Genomic DNA, 19,756 nt, shown 5'->3' on the forward strand with positions numbered 1-19,756 from the left:
CAGCAGCCGATTTCAATTGTATAGAAGGCTTGGGTAAACCCAAAATTGAAGGAAGCTTAAGTTTTTCATTATAAACAAGATCCCAACTGGCATCCTGTTCATGGATTGAGAATTCCTCATTATAAAAAAATGAGGGGGCAACCAGCTGCATTGCTGCATCAATGACTGCAGTTGGGGGGTTAATGTCAGCATAGATAAAGGGTTTACCAGGACGAAGAATCCCCGCTTTTTCATATCCGATGGCATCAAGGGTGGTACCCAAATAATCCTGATGGTCGAAATCTACTGTAGTAATTATAGATAATTGTGCATCTACAATGTTTGTAGCATCCAACCGTCCTCCTAACCCTACTTCAAGAATTAGGATATCGAGGTAGTTTTTTTTGAAATACCACAATGCCGCTAGTGTAGTCATTTCAAAATAAGTGAGGAAAATTTCACCGCGGGCTTCCTCAATAACACTAAAAGCCTGGCATAAATCTTCATCGGAAATAGGGGTTAAATTAATGCGGATGCGTTCATTAAACTCAATGAGATGAGGTGAAGTATAAGTTCCTACCTTGTAACCGGCACCATGATAAATCGCCTCAAGGGCAGTTACAGTCGAGCCTTTTCCATTGGTTCCCCCAACAGTGATAACCGGACAAGCTGGAAGTTGCAAATCTAGCATTTTTGCAACTTCCATGATGCGTGACAAGCCAAGGTGTATTTCTTGAATACTTCTATTTTCTAAATCATGTAACCATTCATCAATAGATCTCTTTTGAAGATCTACTGAAGAGGAGGCGTGCTTCGTCAATTTAATAGGAAGCGGCTTTGACAACTAAATCCCCTGCACCTTTGCGCGTTAATTTGGATATCAGCTCTGCAACCACAGGACGGATATCTTTTCGTTCAAGAATCATGTCAATGTGTCCATGTTCCAGCAAAAATTCACTGCGCTGAAATCCTTCGGGTAAGGTTTGTCTTACGGTTTGTTCAATTACTCTTGGACCTGCAAAGCCAATTAATGCATTGGGTTCAGCAATAATCACATCACCAAGGCTTGCAAAACTTGCTGAAACCCCTCCCATGGTTGGATCTGTCAAAACTACGATAAAGGGTAATCCTATTTCTGCAAACTTGGCCAAGGCTGCTGAAGTTTTGGCCATTTGCATTAATGAAAAAAGGCCTTCCTGCATGCGTGCACCACCGCTCGCTGTAAAACAGATATAGGGTCGTTGTTCTTTTGTTGCCGCTTCAATTGCACGAACGAACTTCTCCCCTACCGTAGCTCCCATGGAGCCTCCCATAAAATTAAATTCAAAGGCGCCAACAACTACAGGTTGCTGCAACAAGGTTCCTTTGACAATAATCAAAGCCTCCTTCTCGCCGGTTGCTTTCTGTGCCTGAGAGATTCTGTCTTTATATTTTTTCGAGTCCCTGAATTTTAATCGGTCTTGAGGTTCTAGTGATGCTGCGATCTCTTCTTGGCCCCCCTCATCAAGAAATTGCTTGATGCGAACACGAGCCGATATCCTGTGATGGAAGTTACAGGAAGGACAAACCATTAAGTTTCTTTCCAGCTCCGTACTGTAAAGTACTTCATTACATCCTGAACATTTAAGCCATAAACCTTCAGGAACTCCTTTTTTTTGGGAAGAATCAGTGCTAACTCTTGAAGGTAATAGTTTTTTAAACCAACTCATAATTGGAACCTAGTATTATTGAATCATGATATTATACACAGAAAAAAATATTCTTAAATCCACATAAGCAGGAATGATTTTTTTCTTGGTGTCATCTGAATGCAGCTCTGCGGCATTAAAAAATAAGTGCTATAGGCTCCCCCAATGAATGTCGTAGAGGGACTATTTCAGGTATTTGAAATTAAGAAATGAAATAGTTATAAGATTGAAATCATCTTGTTCAAAAAATACAACCTATTCATTTTAATCAAAATTTTTTTGATTTTTTTTAAAATAAACAAGCGGAAGCCTAAAGTTTTTCGTCCTTTGTCCGATAACATTTTCGAGTATGGTGAATTTGCAGGTAAAAGGAATTTGCCGAATCACAAATGTCCCAATCCAGGGATTCAGGTCTGAGGAGACTAAAATATGGCTCAAATTATTAATACGAACGTACCATCGTTAATTGCTCAGCGTAACTTATCTAAATCCAGTGACGCTATGGCTACAGCGATTCAGAGATTATCATCTGGCCTAAAAATTAATAGTGCGAAAGATGATGCTGCTGGACTCGCTATTACTACAAACATGACATCGCAAATTCGCGGTATGGACCAGGCAGTAAAAAATGCCAATGACGGTATTTCCCTGGCTCAGGTTGCTGAAGGTGCGATGCAAGAATCTACGGACATCTTGCAACGTATGAGAGAGCTAGCACTTCAATCTTCAAACGGAACCTACAGCCAAGCAAACCGCCAAGCTTTGCAAGATGAAGTAAACAATCTTTTGAATGAGATGGACAATATTGCTTACAGTACACAGTTCAATGGACAAACCCTATTGAATGGTTCGTATACTAATGCCTCACTGCAAATTGGTGCCAACGCGGGTGAAACCATTACCTTCTCGATAAACAGTATTGCCTCTTCAGATATAGGTCATATTGCTTATCAACAAGGAGCTGAAGTAAGTGGAAACGCCGCTACTGACATTACAATTGCTTTGGGCTCCAATGCAGCAGTCAATATTAGTTCCTCTGCAAACTATGTTGGTACAGCAAATGGTCAAGACAACACCTCTGCATTTGCCAAAGCAGCCGCAATCAATGCAGCAGGTATTTCTGGTTTGACCGTAACCGCCTCAACAATTGGTAGTGCTACCGTGGGTGCTATTGGTGGTGCAGCAGGAAATACATACAACCTGAGTATTAACGGCGTGGATGTATTTGTTAACCAGGACGTTTCCACTGCATTAAGTAACGATGCACTTATGGGAGCAATAAACGCTGCAAGCGATCAAACTGGTGTTGTAGCCAAACTTAACGGCGGTACCATGACCCTCACTGCTGCAGATGGAAGAAATATTGACGTCGTGGAAAGTGGTACTGGATTTACCGCAGGTACTAATGGATTGAGCGTCACAGGCGGCTCATTTGACGCAATTTTACGAGGAAATATCACTATTAGTGCGGATCAGGCCATTACCATAGGTGGAACAGCATCTGATATTGGTTTGGCAAGTAATATAAGCTTGGATACTCTGGGAGTTAATTCAGTAGATATTACTACCCAAGACGGCGCAGAAAAAGCTATATTGAGAATTAGTTCTGCCCTGGACCGCATTACTACCAACCGCTCTTCATTGGGTGCTTTGCAAAACCGATTGGATGCAACTGTGAATAACCTGCAAAACGTATCTGATAATATGTCTGCTGCACGCAGCCGTATTCAAGATACTGATTATGCAGCAGAAATGGCAAATTTAACTAAAAACCAAATTCTGCAACAAGCAGGAACAGCAATGTTGGCTCAAGCAAATGCTTTGCCACAATCTGTTCTTTCCTTGTTGGGATAGTTATAGAAAAAGATGTAAGAACCGAAATGCGGCTTTTGCCGCTTTTCGGCTTATTTTTATCCCAATGATTAAAGAGTTCGAACAATCAAGGGAAAGGAGTTAAAAATGACTATGGAATCAATTCCTCCAGCAAACAATAAATTGCTACAGACAGAGTCCGTCAAACTAAAAGACAAAAATATAAAGCCTTTGACGAAGTGTGCCACATCGGATCTCAATTTGGATATAGATGCGAAACAGGCCATTGATCATGCCACAGGCCTTTTGCAAACTATAGTCACTGACAAAATATCGGATAAAATAATCCGCAAAATACCCTCTGACGAATATTTGCATTTACTGCACTTGCTTGACGGAATAATTAGTGGTTCTATAGATAAACATATTTGATGCAGTTTATGGACAAATGTAATTTCTGATGAAATTACCATGATAAGGGAAGATTATGGGCCTATCAACTCCGGGTATTGGATCAGGTTTGGATATTAAAGGAATGGTTGAGGGTCTGGTAAAAGCTGACCTCATGCCTTTACAACTAAAGCATGATAAAAAGCTCAATTCGGTGACTATGGAATTGTCTGCTTTTGGACAATTAAAAAGTGCTATTTCCTCTTTTCAAACCACACTAAACACCCTGTCTTTGGCTAGTGAATTCAATAAAATGAATTGTCTGCTCAGTGAACCGGGATATATTTCCGCCTCTCTTACTGGCCAGGCAGATGAAGGTATCTATCAATTACAAGTCCAGCAACTTGCTCAATCACAAAGCCTTGCCAGTGGTTATTTCGCTAACAGCAGCACTTCAGTAGGCAGCGGTAGTATTACTATTAATTTTGGGACCTACAGTAACAGTAATACTACGTTCACGCCCAATGCAGCCGTTTCGCCCTTAACACTTAACATTAACGCGGGAAATGACAGCCTTACAGCAGTGCGGGATGCAATTAATGCTGCTAATGGAGGCGTTACTGCATCAATTGTACAAGATAGCCTTGGCTCAAGATTAACCCTAACCTCAACCGAAACAGGTGAAAACTACGCAATGCAAATTACGGGAAGCTTAACGTCCCTGAATTATGATCCTACAACAAACAATACTGCATTAACCCAAACAATGGCTGCGCAAAACTGTTTAGTAAAAATTAACGGCTTAGTGCTCAATGAAAGCAGCAATCAGATTGAAAATGCATTAGCAGGAATTAACCTCGATGTACAACAGGCTGATCCAAGTAAAACAATTACTTTAACAGTAAAAAAAGATGTCGATCACGTTAAGGGTTTAATCAATGATTTCGTAAAAAAATACAATGATTTTATGAAATTTCTTACCAACTTGACTGGTTTCGATATGGAAACCCGAAAAAAAGGGATTTTACAAGGTGATAACAAGCTCAGAGAGTTAAAAACAAATCTGTATAATTTGGCGACTAGCCCTTTAACCGCTACGGGTCCCATCCAAAGCCTTGCTGACCTTGGAATTACCTCTGACAAACATGGTTTATTGGAAATTGACTCAGAAATGCTGGAAAAGGTAATTGATAACAATTATCCGTATATTGCTAACTTATTTGCAAAAAAAATTAGCGCTACAGATCCAAACATTAAAATTAATTCATTAGACACGGAGGTCGCTTCAGGAGCATATGATGTCATATTAAGCGAATACACTCCTGGGGTAAGTATGTCAGGAACTATAGGCGGCATTCTTGCGAACTCCACAGATGGGATTACCCTAAACGGCACGGGTGACTTCAGTAGCTTATCGATAGATGTACTTTCAGGCCTGGTAGGAGCCAGAGGTCAAATCATCGTGAGTGACGGGTTAGCTTCTTTAATCGATGATTATTTGGGTTCTTTAATGGATGACGATGGTGAAATTGAAGAGAGAATAGACCGTTTGAATACTCAAGCAAAACAATTGGATGAAATGCAAGAGCAAATTAATGATCGAAGTGTTGCCCTGGAAAAAAGATATTATAAACAATGGAATGCAGTAGATTTGTTAATTGCACAAATGCAAAACACCAGTAATACACTCACCCAAATCTTGTCAAACTTACCCAAATTGAAAACCAAATAATTGGAGCATGATTCATGAAAAAGCCCTACCAACAAATAATAAATCAATACAAAACAATTGAGCTACAAACTCGTATTGATGCAGCCTCTCCCCACGAATTAATTCATTTGCTGCTGCAAGGGGCCAGGACTCATATTGCCACTGCCCAGGGCAATATTGAACGTAAAGAAATTCAGGAAAAGGGAGAACATATCAGTAAAGCCTTAAGCATCATTGAAGGTTTAAAAACCAGCTTAAACCACGAACAAGGAGGCGAGATAGCCCAAAACCTGCTCCAATTATACGGACATATAGAATTTTTGTTGCTAAAGGCCAATCTTAATAATGACAAAGAATTGTTGGCCCAATCCAATTTACTCCTTGCACAATTGCATGAAGCATGGCAAAAAGTAGGCCCCAACCATTCCGACTCGGACTCCTCACATTCTTCCTAATTTTTTTAACCAAAATTGTAGCCAGGATGTTTTCAGAAATACTCGAATTCTTCAGGCTACAAAACATTCAAAAAAGCATTTTTATTGAGTGAGAAGTTCTTATTAAGTACTTAATAAAAATCAGTTTGGCATCACCTCTGATAAGGGTTTTAACACATATTAAATACTGCAAAACTTTATTCTAAAAACCTTCAAAAAATACTGCAGGTTTGCAATTTTATGCTAGACTTTACCGAGTGGTTGCAGTGTATTCCACGCCGTGTTGTTTAAACATAAATCTAAGGAAGAAGATTAAACATGGAACAATTAAAATATACATTCGTAAAATCTACTCTTGTAATTGCTTTATTCGCATCAAGTTCTGCTTTTGCAGCTGGTGCTACAAGTGGACAACTCGTTATAATTAATGGCCTGAGCAATGTCGATGCTACTTCAGGCAACGCTGGAAGCACAGCCTCCGCGATATCTGTAGTAGTATCAGACAGTACTGGACCCTGCTCCACTACTGCAACCGTTGCTTATAACGGTACAGTAACTGTCAAATGGTCTGCTTCCAATACCCATAGCTCAACTTCTTGTACTGGTATTAGTTCCGTAGCAATCACCCCTCTTAAAACAACAATTGGAACTATTTCAACAATAGTTTATGACAATGTAAGTACAACAACAGTTCCTGCAACCACTGCAACTGGTCCTATAACCTATACACCGCCAACGACAACTTATGGCAACCTCGCCCTGATTGTCACTGGAACTGGCAACCCAAGCTCAGCAGTTACCGCATCTGCTACATCCTGGGGTATAGGTGCAGCCACAGCACCGGTTTTTGACACCAATAATGGTTCTCTAACTACTGTAGGTGTTCCTGGTGCTTCCGGTACCTATGGAATCAGAGCAGAAGAAATTATGAGACATTATGCCATTCAACCTTTTTTAGGATAATGGTTTAAGATCCAAATCCTCGTATAATTGTTTGGTCATTGAACTTAAATTCAATCTATCGAAAATTTTACGAGGATTTGTCTCAATAAGATTAAAGAATAATTTTGAAGTCTGCTTTCCTCGCGCCCTTATCATCCTTTCCATTCTTTTCTAATCAATGTATTCATTTTAAAGTTATTTTAAAAACTGCCGCTATAGAAATTACAATGGACCAAATTGAGATCATTATGAAAAGAATAAAATCAATAACAATCTCAATTGCTTTAATAACAATCAGTCAATTGACCTTTGCCCACATAAGGTATGGGGAAACTTTATGTAATTCACCGGATTATTTTTGCATGAAAACCAAGCAGGGCGAAACCTGGGAAAAGCTATTCCCCAATGCTGAGGAACGCGATATGGTACGCCGAATTAATCGTATGAACATTGCGTTACGTCCAGGCATGACTATAGCCGTACCCAAAAACATTGATCGCCTCACGATTTATGATGTTTCCCCTTTTCCAAGATATATTGATTCCCAAGGGGAAAAAACAATTTATGTAAGTCAGAAGAAACTCGCTTGGGCGGCCTATGACCAAGATGGTGAATTACTGTGGTGGGGACCAATTTCTTCAGGAATTGGGAAGTGTCCGGGTGTAATAGGTGGTTGCAGTACGCCTTCCGGTTCATTTCGCGTGGTACGAAAACAGGATATAGACTGCGTATCTACCGTGTTTCCCAGAAGATCAGATGGTAATGACGGCGGTGCGTTAATGCCTTATTGCATGCATTTTTTTAGAGGTTATGCATTGCATGGGAGTTATGAGGTACCAGGATTTAGAGCAAGCCATGGTTGTGTCAGGATGTTTATTGAAGATGCCCGTTGGCTTAATGAAGAGTTTATTGACTTGCCGGGTGACGGCATGAAAGGTACCCGAGTGGTAATTGATTCTCCTGATGATCCCAATGAACAATAGACAAATTATAGTCAACCTGTTAATATTTTATATGGTGAAATTTATATATTTGTGTGATAACGTTGCCTGTTGACTTTGTGATTTTAAAAACTGCTACAAGTGATGTTGGTTGTTATCAACCTAACCTGCAAGTTATTTTCAGTTTTTATTCAAAATAATACTTCGATACTCACAAAGCGAATTTTAGGTGCGCTATGTTCAGAAAAAACGCGAGGCAAAAAGACTAAATTCCAGACCTCTTTTTCGATTGAAGACGTCTGGAAGCGTTTAGCCAGGGAAATCTTAAGCCCTCCTTTATGACTGAAGTAGTATTTACAGAATCAATTTCATCGTGATGAATTTGGAGAATTATAAAAGCATGGCACATTACAATACGCGGTCCGATTCAGTAGTTACTTATGGGATACAATCGATTATGCCTTGGATGGTATGGGGTTTGGGTTGCTTATTTTATTTTTACGAATGTCTTTTACAAGTGTCCCCAAGTGTTATGAGTAATGAATTAATGAGGGATTTTTCAGTTACCAGCCAGACATTAGGTATTCTATCCGGCGTTTATTTTTATTCTTATGCGGCAATGCAATTACCTGGTGGTGTGCTAATGGACTATTTTGGCCCGCACCGATTGCTAACCCTTGCGACGGTTGTTTGTGCTGTAAGTACGATTGCTTTTGGGATGACTGACAATTTCTTTATGGCCTGTGTTGCCCGCTTGATGATAGGGTTTGGTTCTGCATTTGCGGCAGTAGGTACAATGAAACTCGCTGCAAACTGGTTCCCCGCGCAACGTTTTGCTTTACTGACGGGGCTTATGGTGACATTAGGGATGCTAGGTGCAATTGGAGGGGAAGCGCCTTTAGCATTATTGATCGACAGCTTTGGTTGGCGCCACAGTATGCTTATAATGGGGTTTATTGGCCTCATTCTCTCTGTGTTGCTTATCGTCATCGCTAAAGATACCCCTCAAAATCATGAAAAAACACATCCGCAAGTTCTTGAAGAAGAACGTCTCATCCCCAGTTTTCTTGCCCTGGTGAAAAACAAACAGCTGTGGTTAGTAGCTTGTTATGGGGGTCTCATGTATATGGCTACCCCAGTTTTTTGTGGCCTTTGGGGGGTACCCTTTTTAATGAATAAAATGATGATAACCAAAACCACTGCGGCAAATTATATCTCCCTGGTGTTCATCGGGTGGGCGATTGCAAGTCCTTTATGGGGAATATTTTCAAACCGAATTGGTTTAAGAAAGCCGCCTATGTACATTGGATGCATTGGTGCACTCTTATGCTCTTTGTTATTCATTTTTGCTCCCATTACTACGGCAATATATATGGAAATTTTATTGTTTGCATTTGGGATTTTTTCCGCGGGATTTTTACCTGCGTTTACTGTGGCTAAAGAACTATGTAATAGAAAATATGTTGCTACAGGCTTAAGTTTCATGAACATGATGAACATGATTGGCATTGCATTGGCGCAACCGCTCATCGGCTATATCCTTGACATAATGTGGAAAGGAGAGCTAAACGGGAATGTTCGGGTATATCCCCTGGAAGCATACCACACCGGACTTGCCATTCTTCCATTAGGAATGCTTATTGCCTTAATTATTTTACCCAAAATTAAAGAAACTTATTGCCAAAGTGTACATTAATGAAATAATACGAAACTTCCTGGATACAGCGGCCTGAGTGCTTGTTTGTTAGTCTGGGTGTAACACAGCGGATCTTGAAACTTTCTTGTTTCGCTCCGCTCGCTGCACACAGATGACAATACATACCGGCTGCACATTTTTAAAGTAGATTTGATATGGCTAAGAAACTATACATCAAAACCAACGGCTGCCAGATGAATGAATACGATTCAACTAAAATGGCAGAAGTTTTGCTGCAATCCCATGGTCTGGTTAAAACCGACAATGTGGAAGAAGCAGATGTAATATTGCTCAACACATGTTCTATTCGTGAAAAAGCTCAGGAGAAGGTTTTTTCCCAACTAGGACAATGGCGGGAATATAAAGCGAAAAACCCTCATGTTGTAATTGGTGTGGGCGGGTGCGTTGCAAGCCAGGAAGGCGAGGATATCATTAAACGGGCTCCTTTTGTGGATATCGTTTTTGGTCCACAAACATTGCACCGGCTTCCAACATTACTGAATGAAAGAATTGCAAAGAAAAAACCGGTTGTTGATATCAGTTTCCCTGAAATTGAAAAGTTTGATCATTTACCGACACCAAGAGCAGAGGGTCCAACTGCATTTGTCTCGATTATGGAAGGTTGCAGTAAATATTGCAGTTTCTGCGTTGTCCCCTATACCCGTGGAACGGAAATTAGCCGTCCTTTTGATGACGTCCTTGCCGAATGTTATCAATTAGCAACACAAGGAGTAAGGGAAATCAATTTATTAGGGCAAAATGTGAATGATTACCGTGGCGTTATGGAGAATGGTGATATCGCTGACCTGGCCCTTCTGATTCATTATCTTGCTGCAATAGAGGGTATAGGCAGAATTCGTTTTACAACGTCACATCCTTTGGCTTTCTCAGATAATTTAATTAATGCTTACGCAGAAGTACCTGAATTGGCGAACCATCTTCACTTGCCAGTGCAAAGTGGTTCTGATCGCATTTTAGGTTTAATGAAAAGGGGTTATACCGCACTGGAATTCAAATCAAAAATCAGAAAATTGCGCAAAGTGCGTCCAGACATCCGTTTATCCACAGATATTATTGTAGGTTTCCCCGGGGAAACAGATAAAGATTTTCAGGATACAATGGACTTGGTTCATGAAATAGGATTTGATACCTCCTTTAGTTTTATCTACAGTCCAAGACCTGGTACCCCAGCAGCCAACTTGCTAGATGACACCCCTCTAGAAGTGAAAAAACAAAGGCTGCAGATATTACAAAACAGACTTGTGCTGCAAGCTTCCCGTTACAGCCAATCTATGGTTGGAAGTACGCAAAAAATTCTGGTTACGGGCCATTCTAAAAAAGATTCCCAACAGCTTTCTGGTCGTACTGAATGCAACCGGGTAGTAAATTTTGATGGTCCAGCTCATTTAATAGGCCAATTTGTCGATGTTCAGATTAATGATGCATTGCCTAATTCATTACGAGGGCGTCTCATTGAAGTTGAGACCGCAACAATTTAATGATAGAGCATATTCATAAAACAATAACTGTTCCACGCGAGTATCACAATCAACGTATTGATAGTGTGCTCGCGCATTTACTCCCTGATTATTCGCGTTCACAAATCAGCAATTGGATTAAAAGTGGTACAATTACACTGAATCAAAAATCCTGTAAACCTAAAGATAAAACTCTGGATGGAGATCTGATTGAAATTAATGTCGATTTCCCTTGTATAGAGAGGGACAAGGATTTTCATCAGTGTTTACCAGAAGAAATCCCTTTAACTATTGCTTATGAAGATGAGGATGTTTTAGTTCTCAATAAACCCGCCAATATGGTCGTTCATCCTGGCGCGGGAAATAAAGAACATACCTTGGTCAATGCCTTATTACATCATGAACCTTCCTTACAGCATCTACCCAGGGCAGGCATTATTCATCGATTGGATAAAGATACTACTGGTCTGTTAGTGGTAGCAAAAACTTTAACTGCACATACTTCTTTGATCCGTCAAATGCAGGCACGGGAAATTCAACGCCATTATATTACTCTGGTACAAGGACATATCATTTCAGGGGGTACGATTGATACAGGATTTGGAAGGCATCCTCGAAATCGCTTGAAAATGGCCGTACAAGAACAGGGCCGGCAAGCAATAACCCATTATTCAGTAAAAAAACAGTTCCAAGATTTTACTCTACTGGATATCAATCTTATGACTGGACGGACGCACCAAATCAGAGTCCATTTAGCTTACATTAATCATCCAGTTGTGGGCGACCCCCTTTATGGAGGGCGTATGCGCTTTCCTGCCCATGCAACAGAACAATTACGTGCCCTACTCCAAAACTTTAAAAGGCAAGCACTGCATGCCCGCACGCTCGGATTTCATCATCCCAGAACTGGAGATGAGTTGAGATTTATCGCACCGATACCGGATGATTTCCAACTTCTTCTTAACACATTGGATGAGCATTATGAAGAATAACCTAGCAAATTGGCCCGCACCAAAAAATATCACCGCCTTGAGTACAACTCGTCTATTTGGGTATAGCCAAGCTCCATATGACAGCAATAACATGGGCTTGCATGTAGGCGATAATGAACACCATGTGCTGCAAAACAGGCAACAACTTAGGGAATTATTGAATTTGCCCGGGGAGCCACAATGGTTAACTCAGACACATAGTACTCATTGTGTTATTGTAGAAGAAGATCCCGATAGAAATGCGGATGCCGCTATATCCCGCTCCAAAAATCACCCTTTGGTAATTCTTACTGCGGATTGTCTGCCCATTATGCTCTGTAATGTGCAAGGCACCGAAGTCGCAGCAGTCCATGCAGGATGGAAAGGGTTAGCGCATGGGATTATCGAAAATACACTTGAGAAAATGGAAAGTTCACCAACTGACGTATTGGCCTGGATAGGACCATCCATTTGTCAAAATTGTTATGAAGTGGGTGAAGAGGTATATCAAACATTTACCCATACTTATCCTTTAAGTAAACAAGGATTCAAACCGGTTAATGGGAAATGGTTGGCTAATTTACCTTTAATCGCTGAAATTATTTTGGCTGCAAAAGGCATAAAAGGAGTATATCAGTCTGGTTTATGTACTTTTGAGTTAAAAAATGAGTTGTATTCCTATCGAAGAACGGCACAAACAGGTAGAATAGCTACCTTAATCTGGTTTAATGATCAACCTCAGGACTAATAATATGATAAAATATATCAAATTCATTATAAGTACCCTGCTTCTTGTAACCGCCTCTTACACTTACGCGGCTAATGAAGCAACAACAACCCCCATACCCAGCCTGGCTCCAGCTTTAAAGAACATTATGCCTGCGATTGTAAATGTTGCAGTACAAGGCTATTTGCCAGCTAACGCGACTTCTCCCGGTTCTGCTGGAAACGAGGATGAGGCCCAAAACAACAAACAACCTCATCACACCGCCCCGGAAAAAGGACGTAAATTTGAAAGCATCGGTTCTGGTGTTATTTTGGATGCGAAAAATGGAATTATCATTACTAATGATCACGTAATCCGCAATGCAAATCTTGTCACTATTACTTTGCAAGATGGCCGTCGTTTAAAAGCAAAACTGATCGGCAGTGATAGTGAAACTGATTTGGCCATATTAAAAATTAACGCCACTAACCTGAAATCACTCCCTATAGGTGATTCAGATCAATTGCAAGTCGGTGACTTTGTTGTGGCTATTGGTAATCCTTTTGGTTTAAACAGTTTTGGTAACAGCCAGTCTGCAACTTTTGGTATTGTGAGTGCGTTAAAGCGCAGTGATTTAAATATCGAAGGGGTAGAAAACTTTATCCAAACGGATGCAGCAATAAACCCAGGAAATTCTGGTGGGGCATTGGTCAATACCAAAGGCGAATTGATCGGAATAAATACTGCGATTCTTTCTCCTTATGGGGGTAACGTGGGAATAGGTTTTGCTATACCTATCAATATGGCCAAAGATGTTGCCCAACAAATCATCAAATTCGGTTCAATTCATCGCGGATTGATGGGTATATTTGTTCAACATTTAACTCCTGAACTTGCTCAATCTCTAGGTTATCCAGAAGACCTCCAGGGAGCGTTAGTATCACAAGTTAATCCAAACTCTCCTGCTGAACGAGCTGGTTTAAAATCAGGGGATATTATTACCCAAATTAACAATACAAAAATCACGCAAGCAACTCAGGTCAAAACAACCATCAGCCTTTTACGAGTAGGATCTAATGTTAAACTGGTTGTTCAGCGTGATGGTAAAACAATCACTCTCGATGCAGTAGTAACCGACATTAAATCTCATGAACAAAAGCTTCAATCCGAGAACCCCTTCCTTTATGGACTGGCTTTAAGGAACTTTGAGCAAGAAACTCCACCGCATGGAAATGTCGTCGGTATCCAGGTTGTAGGCGCCTCAGAAACAAGTGCGGGATGGCGTGCAGGTTTAAGACCAGGAGATATTATTATCTCTGCGAATAAAACTCCTGTTAAAGACGTTAAATCATTACAACAAGTTGCTCAGCAGAAGAAAAAAGAACTACTGGTTCAAGTGCTACGAGGACCAGGCGCTATGTATTTATTAATCATTTAAAATTCAAATCCTAACCTGGGCGGCCAGCGGCCCCCCAGGTTCTCCCCTATCTCAAAGTACTGACTCAATATAATTTCCTTAATTTCAAACTCATTATAATTAGCTATCATTAATCTACAGCCCTCAACTTCCCAGGTTATTAAGATGCGCAATGATACGAAAACCGAGTTGGAAAAAATTATTTGCTTTATGTATATAAACGCTGATTTTTTTGCTGCACCTTTCTTAAATAATAAAATGTTTTCCTCCTGGGCTCGTACCTATCCTGGTATGAAAGAATTTTCAAATCAATTACATGAAGCCCTAGGAACCAGCAATCCGGTTGCTATCAATGAAGTAGACTGGTTGAAAGCTTTTCGTATAGCCATAGTTGGGTCTTCGATACTAAAAACGGGGGAATTTAGCAAAATGAATTGTTTATTGACCGGTAATTCAGAACCTTTATTTAATATCCTGAAGTCTAATCCCAATTTGGCCTCAGTTATAAAAAACCACATGAATTGTGATTTTTTTGAGAACTGGTATGCCACTCAATCCTCATCAATCAAACATAAAAGAGAAAAGCTTCTGACAAAATTAGAATGGTTAATCAAATCCATAGATTTTGAATTCGAAAACTACCAAACACAAAAACTAAAAGCACTTATCTCTATGGGTTTACCAAGAGGGGTTACTCTTGGTTATGAATATGAAGGCTTTGCTGTCAGTAATAATAAGGATGGCACTCCCAAACCCTCAAAAATCATAATAGAAAACAAGGGGTCCCATGATGTATCGGAATTGCAATTACTTGTAGATAAATTCAATTTTGCACAGAGTGCAAGAGATTCATTAAATAATCCATCCTTAAACGCATTTAGCAGGCTTAACCAGTTTTCTCAAAAGGTGAACGATAAAACTTTTGTTGACACATTCACCGCAGATAACGATTCAGAGGGTAAGCGATTATTAAAGATTATTGGTTATGCCTTAACAACAATATTTCTGGGACTAGGATTTTATCTCTCCTATAAAAATAAAGGCACATGGAAATTTTGGAAATCAGCTGAACACGAATTATTGGAGTCTGCAAAAGAAAAAACTGAGGCATTTACACCACTTATGATTCAGAAATCTGACTAAAAGGAGCTGGTGCAGCTTGAAAAATCCCTAAAACATAAAATCCCTGAAAAAAAAAGACTAACAGGCTTGACATCTTCTCATTAAAACGACAAAATCACGCAACTTGTGGCTATGTAGCTCAGCCGGTTAGAGCGCGGCACTCATAATGCTGAGGTCGGTGGTTCGAGTCCACCCATAGCCACCATCTGTACACCTCAAAACCAGATACAAACTTCAGCGCCTAAAGTGCAAGTTTAATCGTTATTCCTTTGAAACCCTCTGATTCTAGAACTAAAGTAACCGTGGCTAAAATGAATCAACTTAACACCCTAGTCTTTAAGCCATTAAGCGAACAGGATTTTATTTTATTGTATCGTTGGTTCAAGGAACCATTTATAAATCAATGGTATGCAGGAAGAAAACATTGGTCACTTGAGGACATTAGGAATAAATATTATCCAAGAGTTTCAGGTAAAGACAAAGTACCAAGCTTTATTGTGTATAAGGATAATTTGCCTATCGGTTTTATTCAATACTATGAGTTAAAGGATCATTTTCCAGAAGGCATACTAAATAGCAACAACTCCTTATTTTGCAATTATCAATCCCATGAATTAGCAGGCATTGATCTCTTTATTGCTTCCAGAGGCAACCGGGGTATAGGATTGGGAAAACAAATACTGGATGCATTTATAAGAAAACTCCCACCTGACATTCGTGGCATTCTCGTGGATCCTGCAATAAACAATTATCAAGCCATTCGCTGCTATGAAAAAGCCGGATTTCGACCTACAGTTTATAGCGAAGATAAAAGATACTTACTTTTACTCAAAGACCTTACAAAATGACTAAACACCCATTTTATATTAGAACTTTTAAACCAGGCGAGGAAGCGGAAATCTATCAGCTGTTTTATGATACCGTCCACTTTGTGAATTGTAGAGATTACACCAAGAGGCAACTTGATGTATGGGCGCCTAAAAATCCTGATTTAAGGGAATGGAGAAAATCTCTTACTAAAAACTATAGCTTTGTGGCTGTTGATTCAGTGACCGGGAAAATTATTGGATTTGCAGACCTGGAAGAAAATGGCTACCTTAACCGAGGATATGTCCATAAAGATTTTCAAAATCAGGGAATTGGTAACGCTTTATTAGAATGTCGCGAACATAAAGCCCTAGATTTAGGAATTACAGAACTTTTTTCAGACGTCAGCATCACTGCTAAGCCTTTTTTTGAGCGCCATGGGTATATTTCAGTAGCCATGCAAACTAAACAATTGCGCGGAACCCAATTAACAAACTATCGTATGATCAAAAAATTGCTCCCAATCTGAAATACAAACATCCTCGATGCAAAACATATTCTCTTTACACAAGAATAAAAAATAATTTTTTTAAAATGAATTTAATTTCCTTTTTCACTCAATTAAATACCCTCACTTTTAGATATTTTTAAATTCTGTATTTGCTATGTTGGATAGAAGTCACTTACACTAACACCACCGGCAGCAACAATTGGTCCATCCCAATAAACTAAATAGGTGAAAAAACAGATGATTCAGCGGTTACAATCCTATTTTCTTAAAGATACCACTTTGAAAACTGAAATCATTGCTGGAATCACAACTTTTTTAACGATGGTATATATAGCCTTCATCAATCCAAGCATTCTTCATGATGCCGGCATGGATCAGGGGGCGGTTTTCACTGCAACCTGTCTTATTACCGCCTTTGCCTGTTTGCTGGCGGGTCTAATCGCTAATACCCCTATTGGTATTGCCCCAGGAATGGCTTTAAATATTTTCTTTTCTTATACCGTTGTACAAGGGATGGGAATCCATTGGGAACAAGCTTTAGCTATTGTTTTTCTTTCTGGCGTCCTCTTCTTTCTCATCTCGCTCACCAGTTTGCGACGTCTTTTAATTGAAGCCATTCCTTATAATTTGCAAATTGCAATTTTAATAGGAATTAGTCTGTTAATTGCGTTAATCACCTTGCAAAATAATCAAATTATTATTGCAGACCATCACAATCTGATGCGTCTTGGTGAAATTACGCGGCCAGAAAGCGGGTTATTTTTATTAGGTTTCCTTCTTATCCTTACCCTTGATTATTATCAAATCCCAGGGGCTATCATCATCGGGATTCTGTCGATTACGGCTTTAAGTTTATTGATGGGTTTATCAACCTGGCAAGGTTTAGTTTCCATGCCCCCTTCCATGCAAGCCACTTTTTTAAAACTTGATTTTTCTGGCCTAAATACTGTTCTTGCCATAAAAGCAATATTCACCTTTTTCCTAATTGCCGTATTTGATGCAACAGGAACCTTGATTGGATTATTGAATCCATCGGTATTCAAACAAGAAAAAAATTATGCTAAACGTCTTAGCAATTGTTTAACAGCGGATGCAGCAGCTTCTGCTGTAGCAGGATTATTAGGCTCTGCAAGTACCTCGCCTTATATTGAGTCTGCAGCAGGAATTGAAGCCGGTGGTCGTGGGGGTATTACGGCGATAGTCATTGCCCTTGGTTTTATTCTAACGCTATTTTTTTCGCCTTTAGCTCGTATGATTCCTAATTTTGCTGTAGGACCTGCCCTTCTTTATGTGGCATGTTGTATGATGAAACATCTCACTGACATGAAACTGCAAGATATCAGTGAAATTGCACCCTGTATGGTCACCATCATGATGATTCCATTTACTGCCTCCATTGCGGATGGAATTGGTGGAGGTATAATTCTTTATACTCTTTTAAAACTGTTAACGCGACAAAAAATTAATTTCTTACTTTCTATATTAAGCGTTGTTTTTATAATATTCTTCCTCATTCGCTAAAACAAATTGACTTTAATTGTTTTAAAAACTGATCATAAGGATATCTCTAATGTCCCTCAAATGTTCCGTATTTATTGCCACCAGTGTCGATGGATTTATCTCTCGGGACGACGGTTCAATTGATTGGCTCATGAAGGCTAATTCAATGGTACCGGAAGGAGAAGATGGAGGTTATAAAGCGTTTATTTCAACAGTCGATGGATTGATCATGGGGAGGCATTCTTTTGAACAGGTATTATCATTTGATGAGTGGCCATACGGAACACTTCCAGTTACCGTCATGAGCAGCAAAACAGTAGACATTCCAGAACATTTACAAAAGCATGTCTCTTCATCATCTGAAACACCGCTCGCACTTGTTAAACGCCTTGAAAAAAAGGGGATGAAGCATCTTTACATTGATGGAGGAATTACCATTCAACAATTCCTTGCCGCAGAGCTCATTAATGAATTGACCATTACTTTAATTCCCCTATTAATTGGTTCCGGCCGTTCTTTGTTTGGTGAACTGGAAAATGATGTCGAGCTGCAACTTCTGGATACAAAAAATATCGGCAGCGGTATTGTACAATTAAAATACAAAGTCGTGAATACCAATCGCTTAAACTCCAATATACATTCCACTAAATCCAGTTGACGAGATTATTGGGTTCGTGTAGAAAAGTTAATTGAGCTTGGTTTGCACTAGAAGTTCAACTGAATGGCTTTTTGGAATACTACTCATCTACATGGAGGTTTGCATGACTAAATTTTTTGATCGAAAAACAAAAACGTTGTTTGTTACCGGAGGGAACACAAACACGGCTGATTTATCTGATAATCCATTACTTCAATTACCTGAGGCCGATGAGATAACACCCTCTCTCGTTCTGAGGAGACAACATGCCATACGGTCACGTTTCTTTGAAAAGCATTATATAAGTACAGCTGGTGAAGAATTCCATGGCAATTTTGATTTGAAAGACCCAACTAACGCAGATTTGGATGAAGTTATTGATACAATTTATTGTCCTTAATTTTTTAATGTATCTGAAATTGCCTTCTACAACACAAGTGGAAGGCAACCTTCTTCAATTAGTTTTAATGTTACAAAAAGCATATACATATTAGAAACCATCTGCTTATAATGCGTTTAGATGATATTTAAAATGTACACTTAGCTATTGATTATCATCGGATGTTTCATAAAAAAATGCGATTCTTTATTGAGTAAGGATGAAAATAAAATGAACAACACACACGGAAATTCGAACTCCAATCAACATGGTCACCAAACCACAAACCAATACCACCCTCCTATTGCAGTGGTTAGGACTCCAGGACATTTCCCTCACCCTAATGCTTTCTTTACGCCACACCATCATGGACATAATCCATATCAACATCAACATCAACATCAGCATCAACATGAGCAGCATCACCATCACCATACCCCTACTCGCTCTCCCTAGAAAGAGCGCCCCGGATAAGCCCAAATTTCCGGGGTTAAAAAGTCTATTTACTCAGTTGGTTTTTTTTGGTTTTTTATTCTATCAAACGCGAGCAATCCGCCTTGATTTTAGTTTTTCAATAGACTAAAAAAACAGAATTTTTAAGAAAACATAGAGAAAAAAACAGAAGATTCATCAGT

20 protein-coding genes and 1 tRNA gene are annotated in these 19,756 nt (G+C 39.5%); 19 read left to right on the plus strand and 2 right to left on the minus strand.

The window, feature by feature from the left end; translation table 11 throughout:
* Positions 1–685, minus strand: a 685-nt coding sequence (locus KYQ_RS19490) for a bifunctional folylpolyglutamate synthase/dihydrofolate synthase (protein WP_432419137.1), incomplete at its 3' end; no start/stop codon positions are given.
* 115 nt (positions 686–800) lie between these two features.
* Positions 801–1,688, minus strand: a complete 888-nt coding sequence (gene accD / locus KYQ_RS06105; RefSeq protein ID WP_010653447.1) for an acetyl-CoA carboxylase, carboxyltransferase subunit beta — start codon at positions 1,686–1,688, stop codon at positions 801–803.
* Between the two features lie 408 nt (positions 1,689–2,096).
* Between accD and KYQ_RS06110 the strand changes: the two genes are divergently transcribed.
* From KYQ_RS06110 to KYQ_RS19285, 19 genes are all read left to right on the plus strand, one after another.
* Entirely contained in the window at positions 2,097–3,521 is a 1,425-nt protein-coding gene (locus KYQ_RS06110) for a flagellin N-terminal helical domain-containing protein (RefSeq protein WP_010653446.1), read from the plus strand.
* A gap of 105 nt (positions 3,522–3,626) precedes the next feature.
* Positions 3,627–3,911, plus strand: a complete 285-nt coding sequence (locus KYQ_RS06115; RefSeq protein ID WP_010653445.1) for a flagellar protein FlaG — start codon at positions 3,627–3,629, stop codon at positions 3,909–3,911.
* A 55-nt stretch (positions 3,912–3,966) separates the two neighbouring features.
* Positions 3,967–5,601 (plus strand): flagellar filament capping protein FliD, encoded by a 1,635-nt coding sequence (gene fliD, locus KYQ_RS06120; protein ID WP_010653444.1) that lies wholly within the window; start codon positions 3,967–3,969, stop codon positions 5,599–5,601.
* A 14-nt stretch (positions 5,602–5,615) separates the two neighbouring features.
* Entirely contained in the window at positions 5,616–6,035 is a 420-nt protein-coding gene (fliS, locus tag KYQ_RS06125; RefSeq protein WP_010653443.1) for a flagellar export chaperone FliS, read from the plus strand.
* 297 nt (positions 6,036–6,332) lie between these two features.
* Entirely contained in the window at positions 6,333–6,977 is a 645-nt protein-coding gene (locus KYQ_RS06130) for a hypothetical protein (protein ID WP_010653442.1), read from the plus strand.
* 227 nt (positions 6,978–7,204) lie between these two features.
* A complete protein-coding gene (locus KYQ_RS06140; protein ID WP_029489004.1) occupies positions 7,205–7,939 on the plus strand; it encodes a L,D-transpeptidase in 735 nt (244 codons plus the stop codon).
* 358 nt (positions 7,940–8,297) lie between these two features.
* Positions 8,298–9,593, plus strand: coding sequence for an MFS transporter (locus KYQ_RS06145; protein WP_010653440.1), 1,296 nt, complete (start codon positions 8,298–8,300; stop codon positions 9,591–9,593).
* A gap of 155 nt (positions 9,594–9,748) precedes the next feature.
* Entirely contained in the window at positions 9,749–11,092 is a 1,344-nt protein-coding gene (gene miaB / locus KYQ_RS06150) for a tRNA (N6-isopentenyl adenosine(37)-C2)-methylthiotransferase MiaB (RefSeq protein WP_010653439.1), read from the plus strand.
* The gene (gene rluD, locus KYQ_RS06155; RefSeq protein ID WP_010653438.1) at positions 11,092–12,063 is read left to right on the plus strand and encodes a 23S rRNA pseudouridine(1911/1915/1917) synthase RluD; all 972 of its coding nucleotides are present in this window, start codon (positions 11,092–11,094) and stop codon (positions 12,061–12,063) included. Before miaB ends, rluD begins: the two co-directional genes overlap by 1 nt.
* Positions 12,053–12,790: a peptidoglycan editing factor PgeF gene (gene pgeF, locus KYQ_RS06160; protein ID WP_010653437.1), complete on the plus strand. Its 738-nt coding sequence runs from the start codon at positions 12,053–12,055 to the stop codon at positions 12,788–12,790. Before rluD ends, pgeF begins: the two co-directional genes overlap by 11 nt.
* A 4-nt stretch (positions 12,791–12,794) precedes the next feature.
* Positions 12,795–14,186, plus strand: a complete 1,392-nt coding sequence (locus KYQ_RS06165; protein ID WP_010653436.1) for a Do family serine endopeptidase — start codon at positions 12,795–12,797, stop codon at positions 14,184–14,186.
* A 168-nt stretch (positions 14,187–14,354) separates the two neighbouring features.
* On the plus strand, positions 14,355–15,308 hold the full coding sequence (locus KYQ_RS06175; RefSeq protein ID WP_231294619.1) for a hypothetical protein: 954 nt from the start codon (positions 14,355–14,357) through the stop codon (positions 15,306–15,308).
* Positions 15,309–15,415: 107 nt separating this feature from the next.
* Positions 15,416–15,492, plus strand: a tRNA-Met gene (locus tag KYQ_RS06180).
* A 106-nt stretch (positions 15,493–15,598) separates the two neighbouring features.
* Positions 15,599–16,135 carry a GNAT family N-acetyltransferase gene (locus KYQ_RS06185; protein WP_010653434.1) on the plus strand — a complete coding sequence of 179 codons (537 nt, stop codon included), beginning with the start codon at positions 15,599–15,601 and terminating at the stop codon, positions 16,133–16,135.
* Complete coding sequence (locus KYQ_RS06190) at positions 16,132–16,623, plus strand: GNAT family N-acetyltransferase (protein WP_010653433.1); 492 nt, start codon at positions 16,132–16,134, stop codon at positions 16,621–16,623. The genes KYQ_RS06185 and KYQ_RS06190 overlap by 4 nt, the downstream gene beginning before the upstream one ends.
* A gap of 222 nt (positions 16,624–16,845) precedes the next feature.
* Positions 16,846–18,126, plus strand: coding sequence for an NCS2 family permease (locus KYQ_RS06195; protein WP_115264603.1), 1,281 nt, complete (start codon positions 16,846–16,848; stop codon positions 18,124–18,126).
* Positions 18,127–18,175: 49 nt separating this feature from the next.
* The gene (locus KYQ_RS06200; protein ID WP_010653431.1) at positions 18,176–18,763 is read left to right on the plus strand and encodes a dihydrofolate reductase family protein; all 588 of its coding nucleotides are present in this window, start codon (positions 18,176–18,178) and stop codon (positions 18,761–18,763) included.
* 103 nt (positions 18,764–18,866) lie between these two features.
* Complete coding sequence (locus KYQ_RS06205) at positions 18,867–19,142, plus strand: hypothetical protein (RefSeq protein WP_010653430.1); 276 nt, start codon at positions 18,867–18,869, stop codon at positions 19,140–19,142.
* 210 nt (positions 19,143–19,352) lie between these two features.
* A complete protein-coding gene (locus KYQ_RS19285; protein WP_172461311.1) occupies positions 19,353–19,577 on the plus strand; it encodes a hypothetical protein in 225 nt (74 codons plus the stop codon).
* Positions 19,578–19,756 lie beyond the last annotated feature (179 nt).

The organism is Fluoribacter dumoffii NY 23 (assembly GCF_000236165.1).
GTDB lineage: Bacteria > Pseudomonadota > Gammaproteobacteria > Legionellales > Legionellaceae > Legionella > Legionella dumoffii.